The organism is Agrobacterium sp. CCNWLW32, assembly GCF_037083425.1.
Lineage (GTDB): Bacteria > Pseudomonadota > Alphaproteobacteria > Rhizobiales > Rhizobiaceae > Agrobacterium > Agrobacterium radiobacter.
The window spans coordinates 82161-100976 of record NZ_JBAOJM010000005.1 but is presented as its reverse complement, the minus strand read 5'-3'; the positions used below and the strand labels follow the sequence as shown (position 1 = coordinate 100976).

The window sequence follows — 18816 nt, the reverse complement described above, 5'->3', positions numbered from 1 at the left end:
CTTTTTAACGATGACGGAAAAAGCCGTCCCGGCTATAGAAATTCATATGGAAACAGATGGAAAGACCCTTCGCCGCGGCTGGACCACGGGCACCTGCGCGGCGGCCGCCACGAAGGCGGCCTGCGCTGCCCTTTTGACCGGCGAATTTCCTTACCCTGTCGAGGTCGAACTTCCAAGCGGCGCGAGGCCTGCATTTTCCCTCGCCACCGAGGAAAAGGGTGAAAACTTCGCCCGCGCCGGTGTCGTCAAGGATGCGGGTGACGATCCCGACGTAACCCATGGTGCGCTGATCGAAAGCACGGTGCGACGAGGTCAACCGGGAAGCGGCATCACCTTCAAGGCCGGCAAGGGCGTGGGCACCATCACACGGCCGGGCCTGCCCCTGCCACCGGGAGAACCCGCCATCAACCCCGTACCGCGCAAGATGATCGAAACAGCGATTCGAGAGGTGGCCGGAGAAAGTGCCGATTTCGAAGTCGAGATTTCCGTCCGCGACGGCGAGAAACTGGCGGAGAAAACCCTGAACGGCAGGCTCGGCATTGTTGGCGGCATTTCCATCCTCGGCACAACAGGCATCGTTATTCCCTTTTCCTGCTCCGCCTGGATCCACTCCATCTGGCGTGGCATTGATGTGGCGCGCGCGACCGGCTGCGCCCATGTGCTGGGCGCCACCGGCAACACCTCCGAAAAAGCCGGGCAGGCGCTTTACGATCTGCCGGAAACCGCGCTGATCGACATGGGCGATTTCATCGGCGGCATGCTGAAATACCTGCGCAGTCATCCGGTCGAGCGGGTGACGATTGCCGGCGGCGTCGCCAAGATGACCAAGCTCGCGCAGGGAATGCTCGACGTGCACTCCAAGAAGGGACTGGCCGATCTTGATGCGCTGGCGGCATTGGCGACGGAAGCCGGAGGAGACGAAAGCCTCGCCATTGCCATCCGTCAGGCCAACATGGTGGCGCACGCCTTTGAGCTGGCCGAACGCGCGGGGATAGACCTCGGTGCGGTCGTGGCGGAAAAAGCCTGGGTGACCGCAGCGGCGGCGCTGAAGACGCCCGCCATTGCGCTTGATATTCTGGTGTTCGATCGTCAGGGCACGCTCAAGGGGCGCACCGCCTCCACGCCGTCGCATCAGCCCGTCGCATCTTCTTTCGGAGATCGGAACCGCCGGACATAGTCGGTGCTATAAAGCGCGCTTTCACGAAAATCCGTCGAGGCAAGTCCACGTCCGACGAAGATCAGGGCCGTCCGCTCCACCGGTTCGGCTGCGAGCTTTCCTTCAATGTCGAACAGCGTTCCCCTGATAACCCGCTCATCCGGCCAGGAGGCGCGAACCACGATGGCAACCGGGCAATCGGAGCCGTAAAGTGGCGCCAGTTCTTCCACCACCTTGCCGATGGCATGAATGGCGAGATGAATGGCGAGCGTCGTACCCGTCGCACCGAAAGCCTTCAGCGTCTCACCGTCAGGCATCTTCGATGCTCGACCGGAAATGCGGGTCAGTACAAGGCTCTGCGCCACTTCCGGCACCGTCAGTTCCCGCTGCAAAGTGGCGGCTGCAGCGGCAAAGGAGGGCACGCCGGGCGTGACGGTATAATCGAGACCCAGCCGCTCCAGTCGGCGAATCTGTTCACCCATGGCGCTCCAGACGGAAAGGTCGCCGGAATGCAACCGCGCCACATCCTTGCCGGCCTCTGCTGCAGCCACAAACTCCGCCTCGATCTCGTCAAGCGAAAGCGCTGCCGTATCGACAATGCGTGCACCCGGCGGGCAATAATCGATGAGCGCCTTCGGAACCAGTGAACCCGCATAAAGGCACACCGGGCAGGCGGTGATAAGATCGCGCCCGCGCACCGTAATGAGATCGGCGGCACCCGGACCGGCGCCGATGAAATGAACCGTCATTGTTGTTCTCCATGTTCGATGGCGCAGCCGCTATCACGTGGGGCATCGTCAGTCGTTGCGATGGCTACCGTCACATCGCCAACCACAAGACGCGGCGCGACCAGCCTTGCATTCTCTCCGGCGGCGGCAAGCGCCGCCGCTTCGCTGACACTTGGCGAGCAGGCATGATCAAGGCTTGCCTGTGAAAATGTCATTGTTTTCGAAGCGACCGCATCGAGCCGCTCCTGCGATACGATTTCCAGCGACAGCGACAGGCTTTTTGCCGCTGCCGTAAGACCGGCTTCACCGGCTTTGAGCGGCGCAGTCGCCAGGCATTCTGCGGTCATGCCAAAAGCATGCTCCGCAGCACGCACGGCGGCCATGACAGCATCCGGACCCGTGCCCTTGCGACAGCCTATGCCAGCCACTGTCACCATGGCTTGACCCAGCTCCACTGCGTCACCGGCATTGCCGGACGCCAGCCCGACATGGAGCCGACAGCCACCACCCGCGATACATCCAGACGGATCATCGAACCGCCAAGCCGCGCATGGGCGGCAAGCAGTACCGCCTCCATTTCCAGCGTCACCGCATTGGCGACCAGCCGCCCACCCGGTTTCAGGGCCTCCATGGCCCCCTCCAGCACGCCCGTTTCACTACCGCCGCCGCCAATGAAAATCACATCCGGCTGAGGCAAGCCTTCAAAAGCTGCGGGGGCCGCGCCGATCATGACCTCAAGCCCCGGTACACCGAAAGCTTCGGCATTGCGGGCGATACGCTCCGCCCTTTCCGGATGCTGCTCTATGGCGATCGCACGAAGCGAGGGATGCGACAGCATCCATTCGATACCGATCGAACCCGAACCGGCACCGATATCCCACAACAATTCGCCCCGCCGTGGCGCGAGAGAGGAAAGTGTCACGGCGCGGATTTCGCGTTTGGTGATCTGCCCGTCATGTTCGAACAGGCTGTCATCCAGTCCCTGTGCAAAAGGCAGGATACGGGCACCCTCAGCCGCGACGACATCAATCGCCACCACATTCAGCGGGTCGATGTCTTCAAAGGCGAAATCAGCCGCCCTGACCTGCCGCTGCTTTTCCCGCTCTCCGCCTAGGGCTTCGAGCAAAACGAATTCCGACTGACCGAAATCCAAATCGGACAACAATTCCGCAATCAAAGCCGGGGCGTGAGCATCCGAGGTAAGCGCAATGATGCGCGCACCGGCATGGAGATACGGCCGCAAGAGATCGATGGAACGGCCGTGTAGCGAAACGCATTCGACCGATTGCAGCCCCCAGCCAAGCCGCGCCGCCGCCAGGGAAAAGGCGGAAGGCGAGGGATGACAAACCGTCTCATCCGCCTCGACATGCCGCAGAAGCGTGACGCCGACGCCATAAAAGAACGGATCGCCGGAGGCGAGCACACAAATCCGCTTGCCACGCAGCGCCACGACATCACTCATATCCGTGTCGAACGGCACCGGCCAGCGCCGTGCTTCACCACGAACAGCCGCAGCCGCCAGTTCCAGATGGCGTTTACCGCCGAAAACGATCTCGGCCGCCTCTATCGCCTGGATCGCGTTCCGGCCCAGCCCCGCGAGCCCATCCTCACCAATGCCGACGATGGAAAGCCACGGCTTCTCTTTCTTTTCTGTGGAAGCATCGCCCGTTCCGGAATATTCAGACGTCATGACACGCTCCATACTCATCCTTGGCGGCACGGCGGATGCCCGCATTCTGGCCGGCAGGCTGGCAGAAGACTCCGGCTACCGAATTCTGCTTTCCATGGCCGGTCGCACACTCTCGCCGGTCGAACAGCCGGTGCCGATGCGCAGTGGCGGTTTTGGCGGTGCCGTAGGTCTTGCGGATTTCATTCGCACCGGGGGTTTCGATATTCTGGTGGACGCCACGCATCCCTATGCGGCGAAGATTTCCACCAATGCCGTTGAGGCGGCGCGGCTTGCCAAGGTCCCGCTTGTGGCGCTTTCGCGTTCCGCCTGGCAGTGCCAGCCGGATGACACATGGCATGGTGTCGACAGCGTCGAGCAGGCTGTTATTGCGCTCGGCAGCGAAGGCCGGCGCGTGTTTCTGGCTTTGGGACGGCAGGAGCTGCTTCCTTTCGAAGCCGCGCCCCAGCACAGCTATCTCATCCGCAGCGTTGACCCCGTGGAGCCGCCACTGAAACTGCCGCATGCGCGCTACATCACCGCGCGTGGTCCTTTTGCGCTGGATGATGAAATCCGCATGCTGGAAGAAAACCGCATCGAGACATTGGTCTCGAAAAATTCCGGTGGCAGCGCCAGCTATGGAAAGATCGAGGCCGCAAGACGGCTCCGCCTGCCGGTCATCATGATCGAGCGGCCGCGAAAGCGAAACGACGCGTCCATGAATGATGTGACGGTGCCGGATATTGCAGCTGCGCTCACCGCCATCCAACATCAGCTCTCTCTTCTCGAAAAACGCGGCGAATAAACCAGCGGTTCTTTGCCGGATCGTTCAATCAGACGGGTTTCAACCGAACCGACGATGATGCAGGTGGCCATGTCAGCCATGTCGCTCGAGGCTTCCGAAAGAGGTATCACCCGGATACGCTCATCCGCCCGGCCTGCTGCCCGACCGAAGATCACCGGCACAGAACCGGGCAAATGCGCCCGCAACAGATCAAAAGCGGTACCGAGCTGGTGCGGACGCGCCTTGCTGACGGGATTGTAGAAAGCCATGACAAACCCTGCTTCCGCCGCCGCAATCAGCCGTTTTTCAATGATGCTCCAGGGCTTCAGATTGTCCGACAGCGAAATGGCGCAGAAATCATGGCCAAGCGGCGCGCCGGCCCTCGCAGCGACCGCCAGCATGGCGGTCACGCCGGGCACGACGGAAAAATCGATCTCGCGCCACTCGGAAGGACCGCTTTCGATCGCCTCGCAAACTGCCGCCGCCATGGCGAAAACGCCGGGATCACCGCCGGACACCACGCAGACCTTGCCGCCGGAAGCCGCAAGCCGCAAAGCCTGCTCGGCGCGGGAAATCTCCTCGCGATTGTCGGACGCATGGCGACGCTGGTGCGGCCCAAGCGAAAGGCGATCGAGATAGGGAATATAACCGAAGAAATCCTCCGAGGCATCGACAGCGGCAAGCGCCTCCGGCGTCACCTGCGCCGCACTACCCGGGCCGAGGCCGACAACGACGAGCCTGCCGGTCATGGCTTTTCACCTGCAGAGGGCCTCGTTTTCCAGCCCGGCACCAGAACCAGTGAAAAATAGGGCGCAGGCGATGCATCACGTTCGATGAGCCGCACCGCATGGCTGTTGGCCATCGTGCCGCGCTCGACATAAAGCGCTTCTTCAAGCTTACCGGCCTTTTCCAGCGCCCGGCGAATCTTTGGCAGGTTGCGCCCCACCTTCATGATCACCGCACCGTCCGTGCCGGACAGACGTTCCGTCAGAACATCTTCGCCAAGCGTGCCGGGAAGGACGCTCAAAATATCATCGCCCTGCACCAGCGGCAGACCGGCCATGGACCAGCAGCCGGACATTGCCGTGATACCCGCAACGACCTCCGCCGGGTAGGACGGAGCAAGCCGCAAATGAAGGTGCATATAAGAACCGTAAAACAGCGGATCGCCTTCCGACAGCACGGCAACATTGCGCCCGGCCTCGAGATGCACGGCAATATCCTTCGCCGACTGATCGAAAAAGGCGGCGATCGCATCGCGATAATCGCTGCCGTTTTTGTCGCTTTCGACGGTTACCGGATAGACCAGCGGCATTTCCAGCGTACCGGGGCGAATGAAGGCTTCGACAATGCCACGACCGTTACCGCTGCCACCCTTTTTGCAGAAGAAGGCGAGCACATCGGCATTTTCGATGGCACGAACGGCTTTCAGCGTCAGAAGTTCGGGATCACCGGGGCCGGTGCCGACGCCAACGAGTTTACCCCTGGGGTTTTCAAAAAGAGCCGCGCTCACAGGCCAGCCCTCGCAACCGCGTTGATGGCGGCAGCCGTCATCGCCGAGCCACCCATGCGTCCCTTGACGATGGCATAGGGAATGCCGAGCGAACTTGCTTCCAGCGCGTCTTTCGATTCCGCCGCACCGACAAAACCAACGGGCATGCCGATGATGGCGGCGGGGCGCGGCGCGCCTTTTTCCAGCATTTCCAGAAGATAAAACAGGGCCGTCGGCGCATTGCCGATGGCGACCAGCGCGCCATCCAGCTTCTCGGCCCAGAGATCGAGTGCGGCGGCGGAACGGGTATTACCGATCTTTTGCGCTATCTCAGGCGTGCGCGGATCGCGAAGGGTGCAGATCACATCATTATCAGCCGGAAGACGGGCACGCGTCACGCCGTGGGCCACCATTTCAGCATCACAGAGAACGGGCTTGCCGGCTCGTAGAGCACCACGTGCAGCGGCAACAAAATCCGGCGAAAATCGGAAATGGCTGGCCGCCTCCACCTGCCCGCAGGCATGGATCATGCGAATGGCGATATCCGCCTGCTCTTCGGTAAAGGCGGACAAATCCGCTTCTTCGCGAATGATGGCGAAGGAGCGCTCATAGATCGCATTGCCGTCGCGAATATAGTCATAGTCGGTCATCGGTCATCCTGTCGAAGCGCCGCACCGATCGCCTGTTTGCCCAGCCGGGCAAACAGGGTAGCGGCGTTTTCCCCGGGCTTATGTTCTTTTTCGTAAAGACGGGCAAGCCGCGAAAGCACCGTCCTCTGATGCGGGAAAGGTAAAATGCCATCCGGCACATCGCCGGGGCGGCCTGCAATAGAAAAGACCAGGCCATCGGCAGTGCCGGAAAAAGTGAGAAGCGACGGCGCGGGATGAGCGCAACCCTTACCACAGCCGGAAATATGCAGCGTGAAGGAGCCATCCAGCAATGACGCGCATTCCTCAGACGCAAAGGCGGCCAGTTCATGGGTGGGAAGAAAAGCCGAAGCGCAGCCCGGCGCGCCGGGACAGACGGCGATGGAAGAGCGCGCGTCACCTGCCGTCGTTATGAAACCGGACTCCCCTGCAATCTCCAGCAAGGCGTTGCAAGCGGATGACGATCCAAAAAATAGCAGGCTATGGTTTGGGGATGGCCGTAGAGCCTTGATGCCGAGCGTACCGGCCCGTTCGCAGAGATGAGACAAATCGCAGGCCCGGATTTGCCCGAAAGCAGGCGCGACAGCAACTGCAAAGCAGTCCTTTCCCGTCGTCATCAGTCCCAGAGGTGCAGAAGCCACCCTGGCTTCGTCCGCAATCACCCGATCGAGCAGGCGATCTCCGCAAACTGTCTTTATGGTCGAATGGTCCAGATCGCGGCCACGGGTAAGCGGTCCCTTGCCGGCCAGAAAGGCGAGCAGCGACACGACGGCGCCCGCCGCCGCGCCCGTCTCGACCAGTCCCGCATTCAGCGCCCTGCTTTCCGGCCCGCCAACGAGCAATCGCCAGAAGGTCCGACCATCAAGTGACAGTGCTTTCAGGCGAATATCGGCCAGCAAATCTCCCATGGAGAGGTGCCCGCCGCCATCAACGACGACAGACATTTTAGCGGCAAGCTTCTCATGGAGAATGAGCCTGTCAGCCCCTTTTCGAATCTCTGCGGCGAGTGGGCGGCCATCAGCGATTTCCGCGTCATCCCGACCGGCGAGAGGCGAGGTCTCAACTGCCAGTCCCTCACGCAGCGGCAAATCCAGCGCCAGAACATCTTTTTCCAGGGCGCGGGCGCTTTCCGGCGTCAGGCCGCGAAATTGCAGGCTGCCGCGTGCGGTAATGTCGATCAATCCGTTGCCATGCAGTTCGGCAAAATGGCAAAGCGCCGCCATGTCACGCGGGGCAATATCCGCCTCGAAAGCGATCCGCGACAAAAACCCGTCTCCGGTGCGCATGGGAACGGAGAGGGCCGGGCAGAGGCCACGGCGGCCAAAGGGCTGGACGGGATCGGCAGCGGCCATCATCACGCCTCCACCCTTTGGGGCCGCGGCAGGATGAGCATTTCAAGTTCCGCATCCACAGCATTGCGGCGGCTATGCCACAACCCACGACGGCGGGCGGATAAAAACCGTTCGGCCATCACTTGCGCCGCTTTCGGATTTTCCCGCAGAATGAAATCGCGCACGTCCTCATTGCCGAAATAGGCGTCGTAAAGCGCCTCGATCAACGAGGAGGACACCGCATGTGTGGTTTCGGCAAAGCCGATCAGCCGGTCCACCGTCTCGGCGAACTCCGCCGCCCCGCGCGGACCATGCCGCATCTGGCCTGCAATGAAGCGTGGATTGACGGCGCGCGCGCGCACCACCCGCGTCAGCGCCTGCGTCATTGACCTTGCACGCGGGCGTGCCGGATCTGTGGTATCCAGCGCCACGATGTCAGCGACCCCGCCAAGCACGGCCTTCGCAGCGGAAAAGCCGCCGATAAAGGCGACATCGGAAGAACCATCGAGAAGGTCACGACCCGGATCATCGCCGGTATGAACCAGAAGGTCGGCCCGCCTGACGAGCTCCACAAAACCGGTATCTTCGAAAATCTCCAGCCCGTCCGCACCACCGAAAGCGTGGCTCGCCGCGTCGAGATAGGCCTGCCCCAGCTCCTCGCGTTCTTCCCATTTCCCGCTCGCAAGCTTTTCTTCGATGCCGGCACCATAGGTGCCGGGCGCGGAGCCGAAAATGCGCGCCGGAATATGCCCAAGCGCGACGGCCTCTTCCGCCAGAGGATTGTCGCCCGGCGCTTCCTCCCGCCGCGCAACGGCCTTGGCGGCAGCATCGAGAAGCGCGATCAGCGCCGGGAACATGTCGCGGAACAGGCCGGATATGCGAAACGTGACGTCGACACGCGGCCGCCCCAGGCTCGCCGGCGGCAGAACCTCGATGCCGGTGACCCGGCCGGTGGCGAGATCGTGGATCGGTCTCGCCCCCATCAGATGCAGCGCTTGGGCCACATCCTCACCGCCATTGCGCAGACTGGCGCTGCCCCACAGATCGAAAACCAGATGTTTCGGCCAGTCGCCGTGGGACTGCAGATGATGGCGCAGCACCTCTTCGCCCGCCATTTTGCCGAGCTCGAACGCCGTCGGCGTCGGCATGGTGCGCGGATCGGCGGCATAGAGATTGCGGCCCGTGGGCAGCACATCGAGCCGTCCGCGCGCAGGTGCGCCGGAGGGGCCGGGGGCGATATGCCGGCCATCAAGCGCAGCCAGCAGGGCAGCTTTTTCCGATTTGGCGCTTTCAAGCCTCAGAAGATCGGTCTCGGCTTCGGCACAGCGGCCAAAAACATGCTGGCCGTCCTTGATGGCGAAATCCTTGAGGTCGCACAGAAAGGCGTCGATGCGCGACAGGGCCGCATCGGCATCATCCTTCACACCCACGCCCGCCTCAGCTGCAAGCCCAGTCTCCAGCGCCTTTTCGACAATCAGTTTCGCCAGTCGGTCACGCCGGCGGCGATCCAGCCCATCCGCCTGCGCATATTCATCAACGAGCTGTTCCAGCGCCGACTGTTCCGGGGAAAGCCCGGCATTGACCAGCACCGGTGGAACATGGCCGATGGTCACGGCCGCGATACGCCGCTTGGCGACCGCCGCTTCGCCTGGATTGGAAACAATGAACGGATAGACTACGGGTAGCGAGCCGGTGACAATTTCGGGAAAACAATCACGGGAAAGCGCGACCGTCTTGCCCGGCAGCCATTCCAGCGTGCCGTGCGCACCCACATGCACGATGGCATGCGCATCTGCGACCCGCTGCATCCATGCACCGAAAGCGACTAACGCGTGACGCGGCGGCAGGGCAGGGTCGTGGTAATCCACCCGGCGATCCTCGTTGCGGCCCCGGTCGGGCGCGAGCGCCACGAATACTTCGCCGAAACGGGCGACACGAAACCGGAATGCACCATCAACCAATGCGTCGTCGTCGGTTGCTGCGCCCCATGTCGCATTTACGGATGCGGCAGCTATAGGTGGCAGGGCGGAAAAAAAACTTTCATAGACGGAAAGACCAATCGTCGCTTCCTGCTTTTCGACGCGGTCGAGCAGCGCCCGCGCGGTCTTAGGAATATCCTCGACCACATAACCTGCGCCAGCGAGATCGCGCAGCATTTCGAGAACGCTTTGCGGCACATCAAGACCGACGGCATAACCGGTTCGCCCGGGCGCCGCACCGGGATAATCCGGCATCAGAATGACGATCCGGCGATCCCGTGGAGCGGCATTCCGCAGCCGCAGGAAAGCGGCGATGCGATTTGCCACCTGCTCGACGCGATCGGCCTCGGGTACATTGAGTAAACTCGCGCCACCATCCATTCGCGCCTGTTTGAACGAAATCGCGCCGGCGAGAATCCGGCCATCCAGTTCCGGCAGAACGACATGCATGGCAAGATCGGAGGGATTGAGACCGCGCGCATTTTCCGCCCAGCCGTCCCGTCGCGTCGTCGCCATCACCACCTGAAACACCGGCACGCCGAGCCGGTCGAACAGTGTTGTACCCTCGTCATCCGTCTGGCTGGCGAAGGCGGTGGCGGCAATGATGGCGGCGGGTTTGAGATCTGGCAGCACCGTTTTGAGGAAACGGATCGCCTCTCCATCCTTCAGGCCGCTGACAAAAATCGGCAAAGGTGCAAAACCGCGCTGCGAAAGCGCTTCGAAGAGCGCATCCACGGGAGCAGCATCTGCCGCCAGAAGCATGGAGCGGTAAAAGAGGATCGGCAAAAGGGGCGCACCGGCGGGGAAACCCTCGCAGGCTTCCGCCCGATCCACGACGCCCCTGCCGGGTCGGTAGAAACCGGCTTTCGGCAGCGGTTCAGCCTCGATATCCGGCCATGTCTCACCATTTGCAAGGGAGGTAAGACCACCGGCAAGCCGGCCCATATTCTCCTGCCCACCCTCGCGGAAGAAGGAGAGGGCAGAGGCCAAGATCCGCCGATCGACGGTTGATGCCGCTTCAAGCTTTTCATCTCGGTCGCTGCATTCTCCCGGCAGGAGCAGCAGCCTTATCCCGCGCCTGCGCGCCAGAATGGAAAGCTGATCGACACCGTAGCGCCAGCGTTCTGCACCGCCGAGAATCCGGATAAGAATAACCTTGGCGTGTTCCGCCGTCTTTTCAATCCACAGATCGACCGACATTGGGTGCCGAAGCTCGGACAGGTTGTCGGCGGACAGGGAGGGTGGTGTACTCTCGGTTCGCCGCCAGGCCTGCTCCAGCCCGGCCAGATCGCTGGCCGAAAAAGACAGCATCACCACATCCGACCGGGGCTGGTTGAGATCAACCGGCTCTATCAGGTCGTCCAGAGACGAGGATGTGGTGGCGAGAATATGCATCGTCAGGCGGCCAGCATCTGCTCGATCTTTTCGCGATTGAGGCCCTTTTCGCCGATGACGACGAGGCGGCTGCGGCGTTCTTCACCCGCGGCCCAGGGCCGGTCGTAATAGTGGTTGACGCGGCTGCCGACAGCCTGCACCTGCAAGCGCATCGGCTTTGCGGAAACTTCGATGAAGCCCTTGATCCGCAGGACATTTTCCGCAGCAGCCGTCTCGGCGATACGGATAGCCAGCGCTTCCGGGTCGGTGACGGCCGGCAAGTCGATGACGAAGCTGTCGAAATCGTCATGCTCGTGGTCAAACTCGCCATCATGGTGGGTGCGGCGGTTTTCGATATCCTCTTCCACCGCAAGGCCAAGACCGATCAGCACGGCGGGATCGATAGCGCCATTGGAGGCCACGACGATCTTTGCTGCCTTCGGCAGATGTTCGAGAATATGCGCCTTGGCCTTGTCCAGGCCGGCATCGTCAAGAAGATCGGCCTTGGTCAGCACAATAAGATCGGCGCAGGCGACCTGATCCTCGAAAACCTCTTCGACCGGGTCATCATGATCGAGCGCCTCGTCATTGGCCCGCTGAGCGGCGAGCGCTTCCATGTCATGCGCCACCTGTCCTTCGGCGAGGGCAGCGCCATCCACCACGGCCACGACGGCATCCACCGTCACGCGGCTCTTGATGGCCGGCCACTGGAAGGCCTGCACCAAGGGCTTCGGCAAGGCAAGGCCCGAGGTCTCGATGAGGATATGCTCCACCTTCGGCTGGCGGCTCAGAATCTGTTCGATGGCGGGCTGGAAATCATCCGCCACCGTACAGCAGATGCAGCCATTGGCCAGTTCGACGATGTTTTCTTCCGGGCAGCTTTCAATGCCGCAGCCTTTCAGAATCTCGCCATCGATGCCGATATCGCCGAATTCATTGACGATGATCGCCAGCCGCTTGCCGTCAAGCTTTTCGAGAAGACCGCGCAGCAGCGTGGTTTTGCCGGCCCCCAGAAAACCGGTAACGATGGTGCAGGGAACGCGGTCCAGAAGGGTGCTCATGATCTCTCCTCGGTAAAATCGAATGGGGGAATGCGCGCCACCATGCCGCGCTTTAATGGTTCGGGGCGGCCGCGCCAGGGCATCAGGCCATCGGGGGCGGCAGCCAACAGCCGCGCGCCGGTCAGCAAATCTTCCGCATCACCGGTCGTCAGCCCGCCGAATACATAGGACCAGCCATTGGCGCTGCACAGCACGGCGCTGAGGCCGCGCTTGCAATTGGCAAGACAGTTGACGGAACGAACGGTGACACCCGTTTCCTCCGCCTTTGCCATGACGGCATCGGCGAGACGCGAACCGGGGCGCGGTTCGGCATTGGCGTCGGCTTCATCGCGGCAGCTTCTGCAAATGAAGACGGTCACGCCGGACGCCGTTTCGTCCTGCATGTTTCCACTCGTAGAAGAAGATGTCGCTGAAATATCCAAACCGTATCGTTTCCCGCGCCTTGCAAAAAATCTCGGGGTGCGGATGTCGAAAACGGCATGCGGACAGGCGCAAACCGGATGTTCGATCTAACCGACTGACCGGAGCACCCCGCCCGGCAGACGTTTTTCCTGAAACGGCAGGTCTCCTGGCTCGCGGCTTTACACCCTGACACCGCCTTCCCGAACCATCTTCAAGGGTCCAGTGGCTTTACGGTGCGGGCTTACCGCTTACAGTTGCGGGGGCAGCCACGGAATGACCCGGTAATCGGGTTGGAACCGTGTTCCCTCTTAGCTTTTCCCGTTGCCGGGAAAAGACCGTCAGTCCGTTACCCTTAGGCTGAACGGGCGTGAGGGTCAATGCTGCGGGCCCTGCGGCGGCACATTGCCGGGTGCGGCAAATTGGGTATAGTCGCCGCTCCGAATGTCGGGGGCACTGGATCCCGCACGGCTGGATGAAAAGGAAAATGCAATGACACGCGACATCAGCGACAGCGAGGCCGAACGCCACCGGCAGAAAATGGTCAACCGCAAGACGGTGCAGGATGCCGAAGTTGCGGAAAAGACCATTGAAAAGGGTCTGCTGATGATTAATACCGGCCCGGGCAAGGGCAAATCCACCGCCGCTTTCGGCCTTGCCCTGCGCATGCTCGGCACCGGACGCAGGGTCGGCGTGGTGCAATTCATCAAGGGGGCATGGTCGACGGGCGAACAGCAGGCGCTGACCTTGTTCGGCGACAAGGTCGTCTGGCGCACCATGGGCGAGGGTTTCACCTGGGACACGCAGGATCTGAAACGCGATGTCGCAGCGGCGGCAAAGGCCTGGGAAGAAGCCAAGATCCTGATGGCCGACGAAACCATCGGCCTGCTGATCCTCGATGAGCTGAACATCGCACTCCGCTACGATTACCTGCCGCTGGAGGAGGTGGTGGAAACGCTTTCCAGCCGCAGGCCCGATCTGCATGTCATCGTTACCGGCCGCAACGCCAAGCAACCGCTCATCGACGCCGCCGACATGGTGACGGAAATGACCCTCGTCAAACATCATTTCAAGGCGGGCGTGAAGGCGCAGGCGGGGATAGAATTCTGACATGGCTGCACGCGTGCTGATGTTTCAGGGAACCGGCTCGGATGTCGGCAAATCGCTGATGGTGGCCGGCCTTGCACGGGCCTTCGTCAGGCGCGGCCTGTCCGTCATGCCGTTCAAGCCGCAGAACATGTCGAACAATGCGGCCGTGACCGCCGATGGCGGCGAGATCGGCCGCGCGCAGGCGCTGCAGGCGCGGGCGGCGGGCGTGCCGCTTTCCGTGCACATGAACCCGGTGCTCCTGAAGCCGCAGAGCGAAACCGGCGCACAGGTGGTCGTGCAGGGCAAGATCGCCGGCAATGCCAAAGCGGCCGATTACCAGCACATGAAGGCCGGACTGATGCCGCGCGTGCTGGAAAGCTTCGAGCTCCTGAAACAGCAGGCCGATCTGGTGCTGGTGGAAGGGGCGGGCAGCGCGTCCGAAATCAACCTGCGTGCCAATGACATCGCCAATATGGGATTTGCGAGAGCTGCGGACGCGCCTGTGATCCTGATCGGCGATATCGACCGGGGCGGCGTCATCGCCAGCCTCGTCGGTACCAAAGCCGTGCTCGAAGCTGAAGACGCGGCGATGATCGAAGGTTTTATCGTCAACCGCTTTCGCGGTGATCCGGCCCTGTTTTCGGACGGCATGCGGATAATTGCGGAAAAGACCGGCTGGGCCTCCATCGGGCTTCTGCCGCATTTTGCCGACGCCGCACAATTGCCGGCGGAGGATGCTCTCGGGCTTTCCGGCCCGGCTGAGCGGAAACCTGGCGCGAAGATCCGCATTGCCGTGCCGATCCTGCCGCATATTTCCAATTTCGATGATCTCGATCCCCTGGACATGGAACCCGATGTCGAACTGATCCGCGTGCGGCCGGGCGAGACAATTCCTACCGATTGCCGTCTGATCCTGCTGTGCGGTTCGAAATCCACTATCGCCGACCTTGCCGTGCTGAAGAATGCTGGCCTGGACATTGATATCAAGGCGCATGTAAGACGCGGCGGCTATGTTCTGGGCCTCTGCGGCGGATACCAGATGCTTGGAAAAACAGTTGCCGATCCTGACGGTATCGAAGGATCGCCAGCGACGGTCGAGGGAATGGGCCTGCTGGATGTCGACACGGTTCTGACGGGCGACAAGCGGCTCATTTCCGTTCGCGGCACGAGTTTCGACGGCATAGATTTATCCGGCTACGAAATGCATGTCGGCGAAACCACAGGCATGACGGACCATCTGCCGTTCTCGACGCTCGATGGGCATAATGATGGCGCCATCTCGGCCTCTGGCCGCGTCTTCGGCACCTATATTCACGGTCTTTTCGCGGATGATCGCCAACGCGGCGCATGGCTGGAGCGTCTCGGCGGGCAGGGCGCGGACCTGAACTATGATGCGCAGGTGGAGACTGTTCTCGATCATCTTGCGGTCCATATGGAGCAGCACCTCGACCTCGACCGTCTGCTGGCTATAGCGCGATAAGGATCGCCAGAAGTCCGAACAGGCCGATCAACAGCAGATCGGCCACCCGCGCCAGTCGCAGCGCCCTGCGAATATCCTCCGCAACAAGCGTCGCCCTCCCGCCTTCACCCATGAAGCGCGCCTCGATCATCTGCCCGCCATAGGAGCGTGGGCCTGCAAGCGCGAAGCCCAGAGCGCCGGCCAGCGCCGCCTCCGGCCAGCCGGCATTGGGGGAACGGTGGTGATGGGCATCGCGACGTATCGCGGCAATGGCCCCGCCGGGTGATGCGCCCTTCACGAAAAACGAAGCGGCCACGAAAAGACCGCCGCTCAGTCTCGACGCCGGCAGATTGACCAGATCGTCCAGCCGGGCGGACGCCCAGCCGAAGGCCTCATGGCGGGGTGAGCGATGGCCGATCATGCTGTCAGCCGTATTGATTGCCTTGTAAGCCGCGCCGCCCGGCAGGCCCAGGAGACCGAGCCACAGGGCGGGTGCAACGATGCCGTCGGAAAAATTCTCGGCCAGACTTTCGATCGCCGCCCGGCAGATCGCCGCCTCATCAAGCTTTTGCGGATCGCGCCCGACGATCATCGATACCGCCTTGCGGCCACCGCCCACGCCCTCGCGCTCCAGAGCAGTGGCGACAGCCTCCACATGCTGCTCAAGACTTTTCTGCGCCGGAAGCGAAGCGCCCAGCACGGCAACCAGCAAAATGCCGAAGGGCAGAAAAATCAGGGTGGATTGCGCAAACCATGCAAGGAGCAGCGTCAGCCCGACGAAACCGGCCAGAGCCGCCACACCTGCCGCCTTGCGCTGTGAAAATGACGCGTTCTCCCGGTTCCATTTTTTGTCCAGCAGCGCGATAAGCGAACCGACCCAGGTAACGGGATGGCCGATGCGTTTGAACAGCCAGTCCGGATAGCCGGTCAGGCGTTCGATCAAGAGCGACAAGAAAGCGAGAGCAAAGAACATGGGCGAAACAGTACCAGAAAAGGCGCAGGCTGCGATCCGTCACGGCGGCAATCTCGGCAGGGCGCGTCTGATGTTTCCTGAAGCGCCGGAACCGTGGATCGACCTTTCGACCGGGATCAATCCGCACTCCTATCCGCATTCACCCGTTCCCGCCAGCGCATTCGCCCGCCTGCCGGAACCGGATGCCGCCGAAGAATTGAAACAGCTGGCTGCAGCCCATTTCGACGCGCCTTCCGCCCGGCATGTGGTGCTTTCACCCGGCACCCAGATGCTGATGCCATTGCTGGCTCAGATTGCACTTGCTCGCGGGGCCAAGAGCGGCACCGTGCTTTCGCCCGCTTATGCGGAACATGCCCGGACCGCGCGGATGGCCGGACTTGCCGTGACCGAGGTGGAAAACACCCGGGAGCTATCGGCTCACGATTATGCCGTGGTGGTCAATCCCAATAATCCCGATGGCCGCATCACAGATCGCGCAGCGTTGCTGTCGCTAGCCGAAGCCATGCGCCTCAAGGGCGGATTGCTCGTCGTGGACGAAGCCTTCACCGAGACGGGACTTGCCGAAAGCCTCGCGAATGCCACCGGTCAGGAAGCGCTGGTGGTCCTGCGCTCATTCGGCAAATTTTACGGCATGGCGGGCGTTCGGCTGGGTTTCGCCATTGCACAGCCCGATATCGCCGCTGAACTTGAAGCAAAGCTCGGCCCCTGGGCGGTTTCTGGCCCGGCGCTTCATATCGCGACGCAGGCTCTGGCGGATAAGAAATGGCAATCTTCCATGCGTCTGCGCCTTGCCGAAGACTCCCGGCGCATGAATGACATGCTGGAAAAAACGGGACAGGCGATTGCCGGCGGCACGTCCCTTTTCACTCTGGTGCGCACCCCCCGGGCCACCGAACTGTTCAGCCATCTTGGCCAACACGGCATTCTGGTCCGCATTTTTGATGAAAGGCCGAACGACGTGCGTTTCGGCCTTCCCGGGAGCGAAACGGAGTGGCAGCGCCTTAAGGAGGCGCTGTCATCCCTCGGTTATTCCTCGAAGGTGTAGGTCTCGATCGACTCCGGCTTCATTTCGATGGAGAAGCCCGGCAGTTTCGGCGGCATGTAAGCGGCGTTTCTGATATCGCAGGGTTCGATGAAGTGCTCGTGCAGATGATCTACATATTCGATCACGCGGCCTTCCTTCGTACCAGATACCACCAGATAGTCGATCATCGACAGATGCTGCACATATTCGCAAAGGCCGACGCCGCCGGCATGCGGCCAAACCGGTAAATTGTATTTGGCGGCGATCAGGAGAACCGCCAGCACCTCGTTCAGGCCACCCATGCGGCAGCTGTCGATCTGCACCACATCGATCGCGCCTTCAGCGATGAACTGCTTGAACATGATCCGGTTCTGGCACATTTCGCCCGTCGCCACCTTCACCGAACCGATGGCAGCACGAATTTTGCGATGGCCAGCGACATCATCCGGGCTGGTCGGTTCTTCGATGAAGAAGGGCTTGGAAAAGGCGAGCTTATTCACCCACTCGATTGCCTGATCAACTTCCCACACCTGATTGGCATCGATCATCAGGTAACGGTCGGGACCAATCACCTCGCGGGCTATGGTAAGACGGCGAATGTCGTCTTCCAGATCACGGCCGACCTTCATCTTCACATGGTTGAAACCGGCATCGATGGCTTCCTGGCAAAGACGGCGCAGCTTGGCGTCGTCATAGCCAAGCCAGCCGGCCGACGTGGTATAGCAGGCGTAACCTTCGTTCTTCAGCGTCTCGATACGTTCCTTCTTGCCGCTTTCGGCTTTTTTGAGGATCGCGAGCGCATCGTCGCGGGTCAGCACGTCCGTCAGATAGCGATAATCGACGATATCTGCGATTTCTTCCGGGCTCATGTCGGCGACAAGCTGCCACACCGGCTTGCCCGCCTTCTTGGCCAGCAGATCCCATACCGCATTCACAACGGCGCCGGTGGCGAGATGCATCGCGCCCTTGTCCGGGCCGATCCAACGCAGCTGGCTGTCGCTCGTCAGATGCCGCCAATATTTGCCGGGGTTCTCGGTGACGGTGGCAAGATCGGTGCCGACCACCAGATGACGCATCGCTTCGATGGCCATGCAGCAGATGTCATTGCCGCGGCCGATGGTGAAGGTCAGCCCGTGGCCTTTGAGACCCGCCTCATCGGTATCGAGAATGACATAAGCCGCCGAATAATCCGGGTCGGGGTTCATCGCATCCGAACCGTCGAGACTTTGGGAGGTCGGAAAACGCAGGTCGAAAACACGCAGATCAGTAATTTTGGTCATGGCCGGTCACTCGCGGTCAGTGTCAAAGGAAATCGTTCAATCGTGGTGGAAGGTCTCTTCCATCATCGCCCACCACTCGCCTTCCTTGCGGCTTTCGAGTGGTTGCTGGCAGGGAATCGTGAAGGACCACCATTCCTGGTTCTTGGGGCTTTCGGCCATCTTCGCCATGTCGGCGCTGATATCGGTGCCGTGATATTCCCAATAGCCGAAGAGCAGATTTTCCGGCTCGCGCAGGAAGATCGTGTAATTGCGGATATTGCAGTCGCTGATGAGCGCCAGAATTTCAGGCCAGACGGCGGCGTGCAGCCTTTTATATTCCGCGATCATGTCAGGTTTGACGCCTATGACCATGCCCATACGCTGCATGAAAAACT

Annotated in this window: 18 protein-coding genes and 1 riboswitch; of the genes, 5 read left to right on the top strand and 13 right to left on the bottom strand. The window is 61.4% G+C overall.

All coding sequences use genetic code 11. From position 1 onward, the window contains the following. Nucleotides 1-46 precede the first annotated feature (46 nt). Nucleotides 47-1177, top strand: coding sequence for a cobalt-precorrin-5B (C(1))-methyltransferase (locus V6R85_RS13280; protein WP_020809683.1), 1131 nt, complete (start codon nt 47-49; stop codon nt 1175-1177). On the opposite strand, the gene cobM is transcribed toward V6R85_RS13280, so the two are convergent. The 3 genes from cobM to cbiE are packed head-to-tail and all read right to left on the bottom strand — an operon-like array spanning nt 1132 to nt 3574. After that, nucleotides 1132-1905: a precorrin-4 C(11)-methyltransferase gene (gene cobM, locus V6R85_RS13275; RefSeq protein WP_065695304.1), complete on the bottom strand. Its 774-nt coding sequence runs from the start codon at nt 1903-1905 to the stop codon at nt 1132-1134. The genes V6R85_RS13280 and cobM overlap by 46 nt on opposite strands. Then, entirely contained in the window at nt 1902-2321 is a 420-nt protein-coding gene (locus V6R85_RS13270) for a cobalamin biosynthesis protein (protein WP_060725324.1), read from the bottom strand. The genes cobM and V6R85_RS13270 overlap by 4 nt, the downstream gene beginning before the upstream one ends. Then, on the bottom strand, nt 2315-3574 hold the full coding sequence (cbiE, locus tag V6R85_RS13265; protein WP_336377072.1) for a precorrin-6y C5,15-methyltransferase (decarboxylating) subunit CbiE: 1260 nt from the start codon (nt 3572-3574) through the stop codon (nt 2315-2317). The genes V6R85_RS13270 and cbiE overlap by 7 nt, the downstream gene beginning before the upstream one ends. Between cbiE and V6R85_RS13260 the strand changes: the two genes are divergently transcribed. Further along, complete coding sequence (locus V6R85_RS13260; RefSeq protein ID WP_060725322.1) at nt 3573-4355, top strand: cobalt-precorrin-6A reductase; 783 nt, start codon at nt 3573-3575, stop codon at nt 4353-4355. The genes cbiE and V6R85_RS13260 overlap by 2 nt on opposite strands. Here V6R85_RS13260 and V6R85_RS13255 read toward each other — a convergent pair. Genes V6R85_RS13255 through V6R85_RS13225 form a run of 7 tightly spaced genes read right to left on the bottom strand, consistent with a single transcriptional unit; the run spans nt 4322 to nt 12601 of the window. Beyond that, the gene (locus V6R85_RS13255; RefSeq protein WP_020809686.1) at nt 4322-5083 is read right to left on the bottom strand and encodes a precorrin-3B C(17)-methyltransferase; all 762 of its coding nucleotides are present in this window, start codon (nt 5081-5083) and stop codon (nt 4322-4324) included. The two genes, V6R85_RS13260 and V6R85_RS13255, sit on opposite strands and share 34 nt — an antisense overlap. Continuing rightward, nucleotides 5080-5847, bottom strand: coding sequence for a precorrin-2 C(20)-methyltransferase (locus tag V6R85_RS13250; protein WP_087745200.1), 768 nt, complete (start codon nt 5845-5847; stop codon nt 5080-5082). Before V6R85_RS13250 ends, V6R85_RS13255 begins: the two co-directional genes overlap by 4 nt. After that, nucleotides 5844-6476 (bottom strand): precorrin-8X methylmutase, encoded by a 633-nt coding sequence (locus V6R85_RS13245; RefSeq protein ID WP_107677672.1) that lies wholly within the window; start codon nt 6474-6476, stop codon nt 5844-5846. Before V6R85_RS13245 ends, V6R85_RS13250 begins: the two co-directional genes overlap by 4 nt. Next, nucleotides 6473-7828 carry a precorrin-3B synthase gene (cobG, locus tag V6R85_RS13240; RefSeq protein WP_111834613.1) on the bottom strand — a complete coding sequence of 452 codons (1356 nt, stop codon included), beginning with the start codon at nt 7826-7828 and terminating at the stop codon, nt 6473-6475. The genes V6R85_RS13245 and cobG overlap by 4 nt, the downstream gene beginning before the upstream one ends. Next, on the bottom strand, nt 7828-11178 hold the full coding sequence (cobN, locus tag V6R85_RS13235) for a cobaltochelatase subunit CobN (protein WP_111834612.1): 3351 nt from the start codon (nt 11176-11178) through the stop codon (nt 7828-7830). Before cobN ends, cobG begins: the two co-directional genes overlap by 1 nt. 2 nt (nt 11179-11180) lie before the next feature. Then, on the bottom strand, nt 11181-12218 hold the full coding sequence (gene cobW / locus V6R85_RS13230; RefSeq protein ID WP_111834611.1) for a cobalamin biosynthesis protein CobW: 1038 nt from the start codon (nt 12216-12218) through the stop codon (nt 11181-11183). Continuing rightward, complete coding sequence (locus tag V6R85_RS13225; RefSeq protein WP_162695546.1) at nt 12215-12601, bottom strand: DUF1636 family protein; 387 nt, start codon at nt 12599-12601, stop codon at nt 12215-12217. Before V6R85_RS13225 ends, cobW begins: the two co-directional genes overlap by 4 nt. 158 nt (nt 12602-12759) lie before the next feature. After that, nucleotides 12760-12975: riboswitch (cobalamin riboswitch) on the bottom strand. A 134-nt stretch (nt 12976-13109) separates the two neighbouring features. On the opposite strand from V6R85_RS13225, the gene cobO reads away from it, so the two are divergent. Then, entirely contained in the window at nt 13110-13727 is a 618-nt protein-coding gene (cobO, locus tag V6R85_RS13220; protein WP_031233710.1) for a cob(I)yrinic acid a,c-diamide adenosyltransferase, read from the top strand. Between the two features lies 1 nt (nt 13728). Then, nucleotides 13729-15186 (top strand): cobyric acid synthase, encoded by a 1458-nt coding sequence (locus V6R85_RS13215; RefSeq protein ID WP_080866495.1) that lies wholly within the window; start codon nt 13729-13731, stop codon nt 15184-15186. Here V6R85_RS13215 and cbiB read toward each other — a convergent pair. Beyond that, a complete protein-coding gene (gene cbiB, locus V6R85_RS13210; RefSeq protein ID WP_111834609.1) occupies nt 15173-16138 on the bottom strand; it encodes an adenosylcobinamide-phosphate synthase CbiB in 966 nt (321 codons plus the stop codon). The genes V6R85_RS13215 and cbiB overlap by 14 nt on opposite strands. On the opposite strand from cbiB, the gene cobD reads away from it, so the two are divergent. Next, nucleotides 16137-17183 carry a threonine-phosphate decarboxylase CobD gene (cobD, locus tag V6R85_RS13205; protein ID WP_111834608.1) on the top strand — a complete coding sequence of 349 codons (1047 nt, stop codon included), beginning with the start codon at nt 16137-16139 and terminating at the stop codon, nt 17181-17183. The genes cbiB and cobD overlap by 2 nt on opposite strands. Here cobD and V6R85_RS13200 read toward each other — a convergent pair. Together V6R85_RS13200 and V6R85_RS13195 are read right to left on the bottom strand one after the other, a co-directional pair. After that, entirely contained in the window at nt 17165-18442 is a 1278-nt protein-coding gene (locus V6R85_RS13200) for an L-fuconate dehydratase (RefSeq protein WP_060725312.1), read from the bottom strand. The genes cobD and V6R85_RS13200 overlap by 19 nt on opposite strands. A 36-nt stretch (nt 18443-18478) precedes the next feature. Further along, nucleotides 18479-18808 (bottom strand): L-rhamnose mutarotase, encoded by a 330-nt coding sequence (locus V6R85_RS13195; protein WP_020809694.1) that lies wholly within the window; start codon nt 18806-18808, stop codon nt 18479-18481. Between the last annotated feature and the right edge of the window lie 8 nt (nt 18809-18816).

Bases quoted from the DNA above. Each gene is read 5' to 3' on its own strand.
- V6R85_RS13280 (WP_020809683.1), top strand. From the start codon at position 47: ATGGAAACAGATGGAAAGACCCTTCGCCGCGGCTGGACCACGGGCACC.
- cobM (WP_065695304.1), bottom strand. From the start codon at position 1,905: ATGACGGTTCATTTCATCGGCGCCGGTCCGGGTGCCGCCGATCTCATT.
- V6R85_RS13270 (WP_060725324.1), bottom strand. From the start codon at position 2,321: ATGGTGACAGTGGCTGGCATAGGCTGTCGCAAGGGCACGGGTCCGGAT.
- V6R85_RS13260 (WP_060725322.1), top strand. From the start codon at position 3,573: ATGACACGCTCCATACTCATCCTTGGCGGCACGGCGGATGCCCGCATT.
- cbiE (WP_336377072.1), bottom strand. From the start codon at position 3,574: ATGACGTCTGAATATTCCGGAACGGGCGATGCTTCCACAGAAAAGAAA.
- V6R85_RS13255 (WP_020809686.1), bottom strand. From the start codon at position 5,083: ATGACCGGCAGGCTCGTCGTTGTCGGCCTCGGCCCGGGTAGTGCGGCG.
- V6R85_RS13245 (WP_107677672.1), bottom strand. From the start codon at position 6,476: ATGACCGACTATGACTATATTCGCGACGGCAATGCGATCTATGAGCGC.
- cobG (WP_111834613.1), bottom strand. From the start codon at position 7,828: ATGATGGCCGCTGCCGATCCCGTCCAGCCCTTTGGCCGCCGTGGCCTC.
- cobN (WP_111834612.1), bottom strand. From the start codon at position 11,178: ATGCATATTCTCGCCACCACATCCTCGTCTCTGGACGACCTGATAGAG.
- cobW (WP_111834611.1), bottom strand. From the start codon at position 12,218: ATGAGCACCCTTCTGGACCGCGTTCCCTGCACCATCGTTACCGGTTTT.
- V6R85_RS13225 (WP_162695546.1), bottom strand. From the start codon at position 12,601: ATGCAGGACGAAACGGCGTCCGGCGTGACCGTCTTCATTTGCAGAAGC.
- cobO (WP_031233710.1), top strand. From the start codon at position 13,110: ATGACACGCGACATCAGCGACAGCGAGGCCGAACGCCACCGGCAGAAA.
- V6R85_RS13215 (WP_080866495.1), top strand. From the start codon at position 13,729: ATGGCTGCACGCGTGCTGATGTTTCAGGGAACCGGCTCGGATGTCGGC.
- cobD (WP_111834608.1), top strand. From the start codon at position 16,137: ATGGGCGAAACAGTACCAGAAAAGGCGCAGGCTGCGATCCGTCACGGC.
- cbiB (WP_111834609.1), bottom strand. From the start codon at position 16,138: ATGTTCTTTGCTCTCGCTTTCTTGTCGCTCTTGATCGAACGCCTGACC.
- V6R85_RS13200 (WP_060725312.1), bottom strand. From the start codon at position 18,442: ATGACCAAAATTACTGATCTGCGTGTTTTCGACCTGCGTTTTCCGACC.
- V6R85_RS13195 (WP_020809694.1), bottom strand. From the start codon at position 18,808: ATGCAGCGTATGGGCATGGTCATAGGCGTCAAACCTGACATGATCGCG.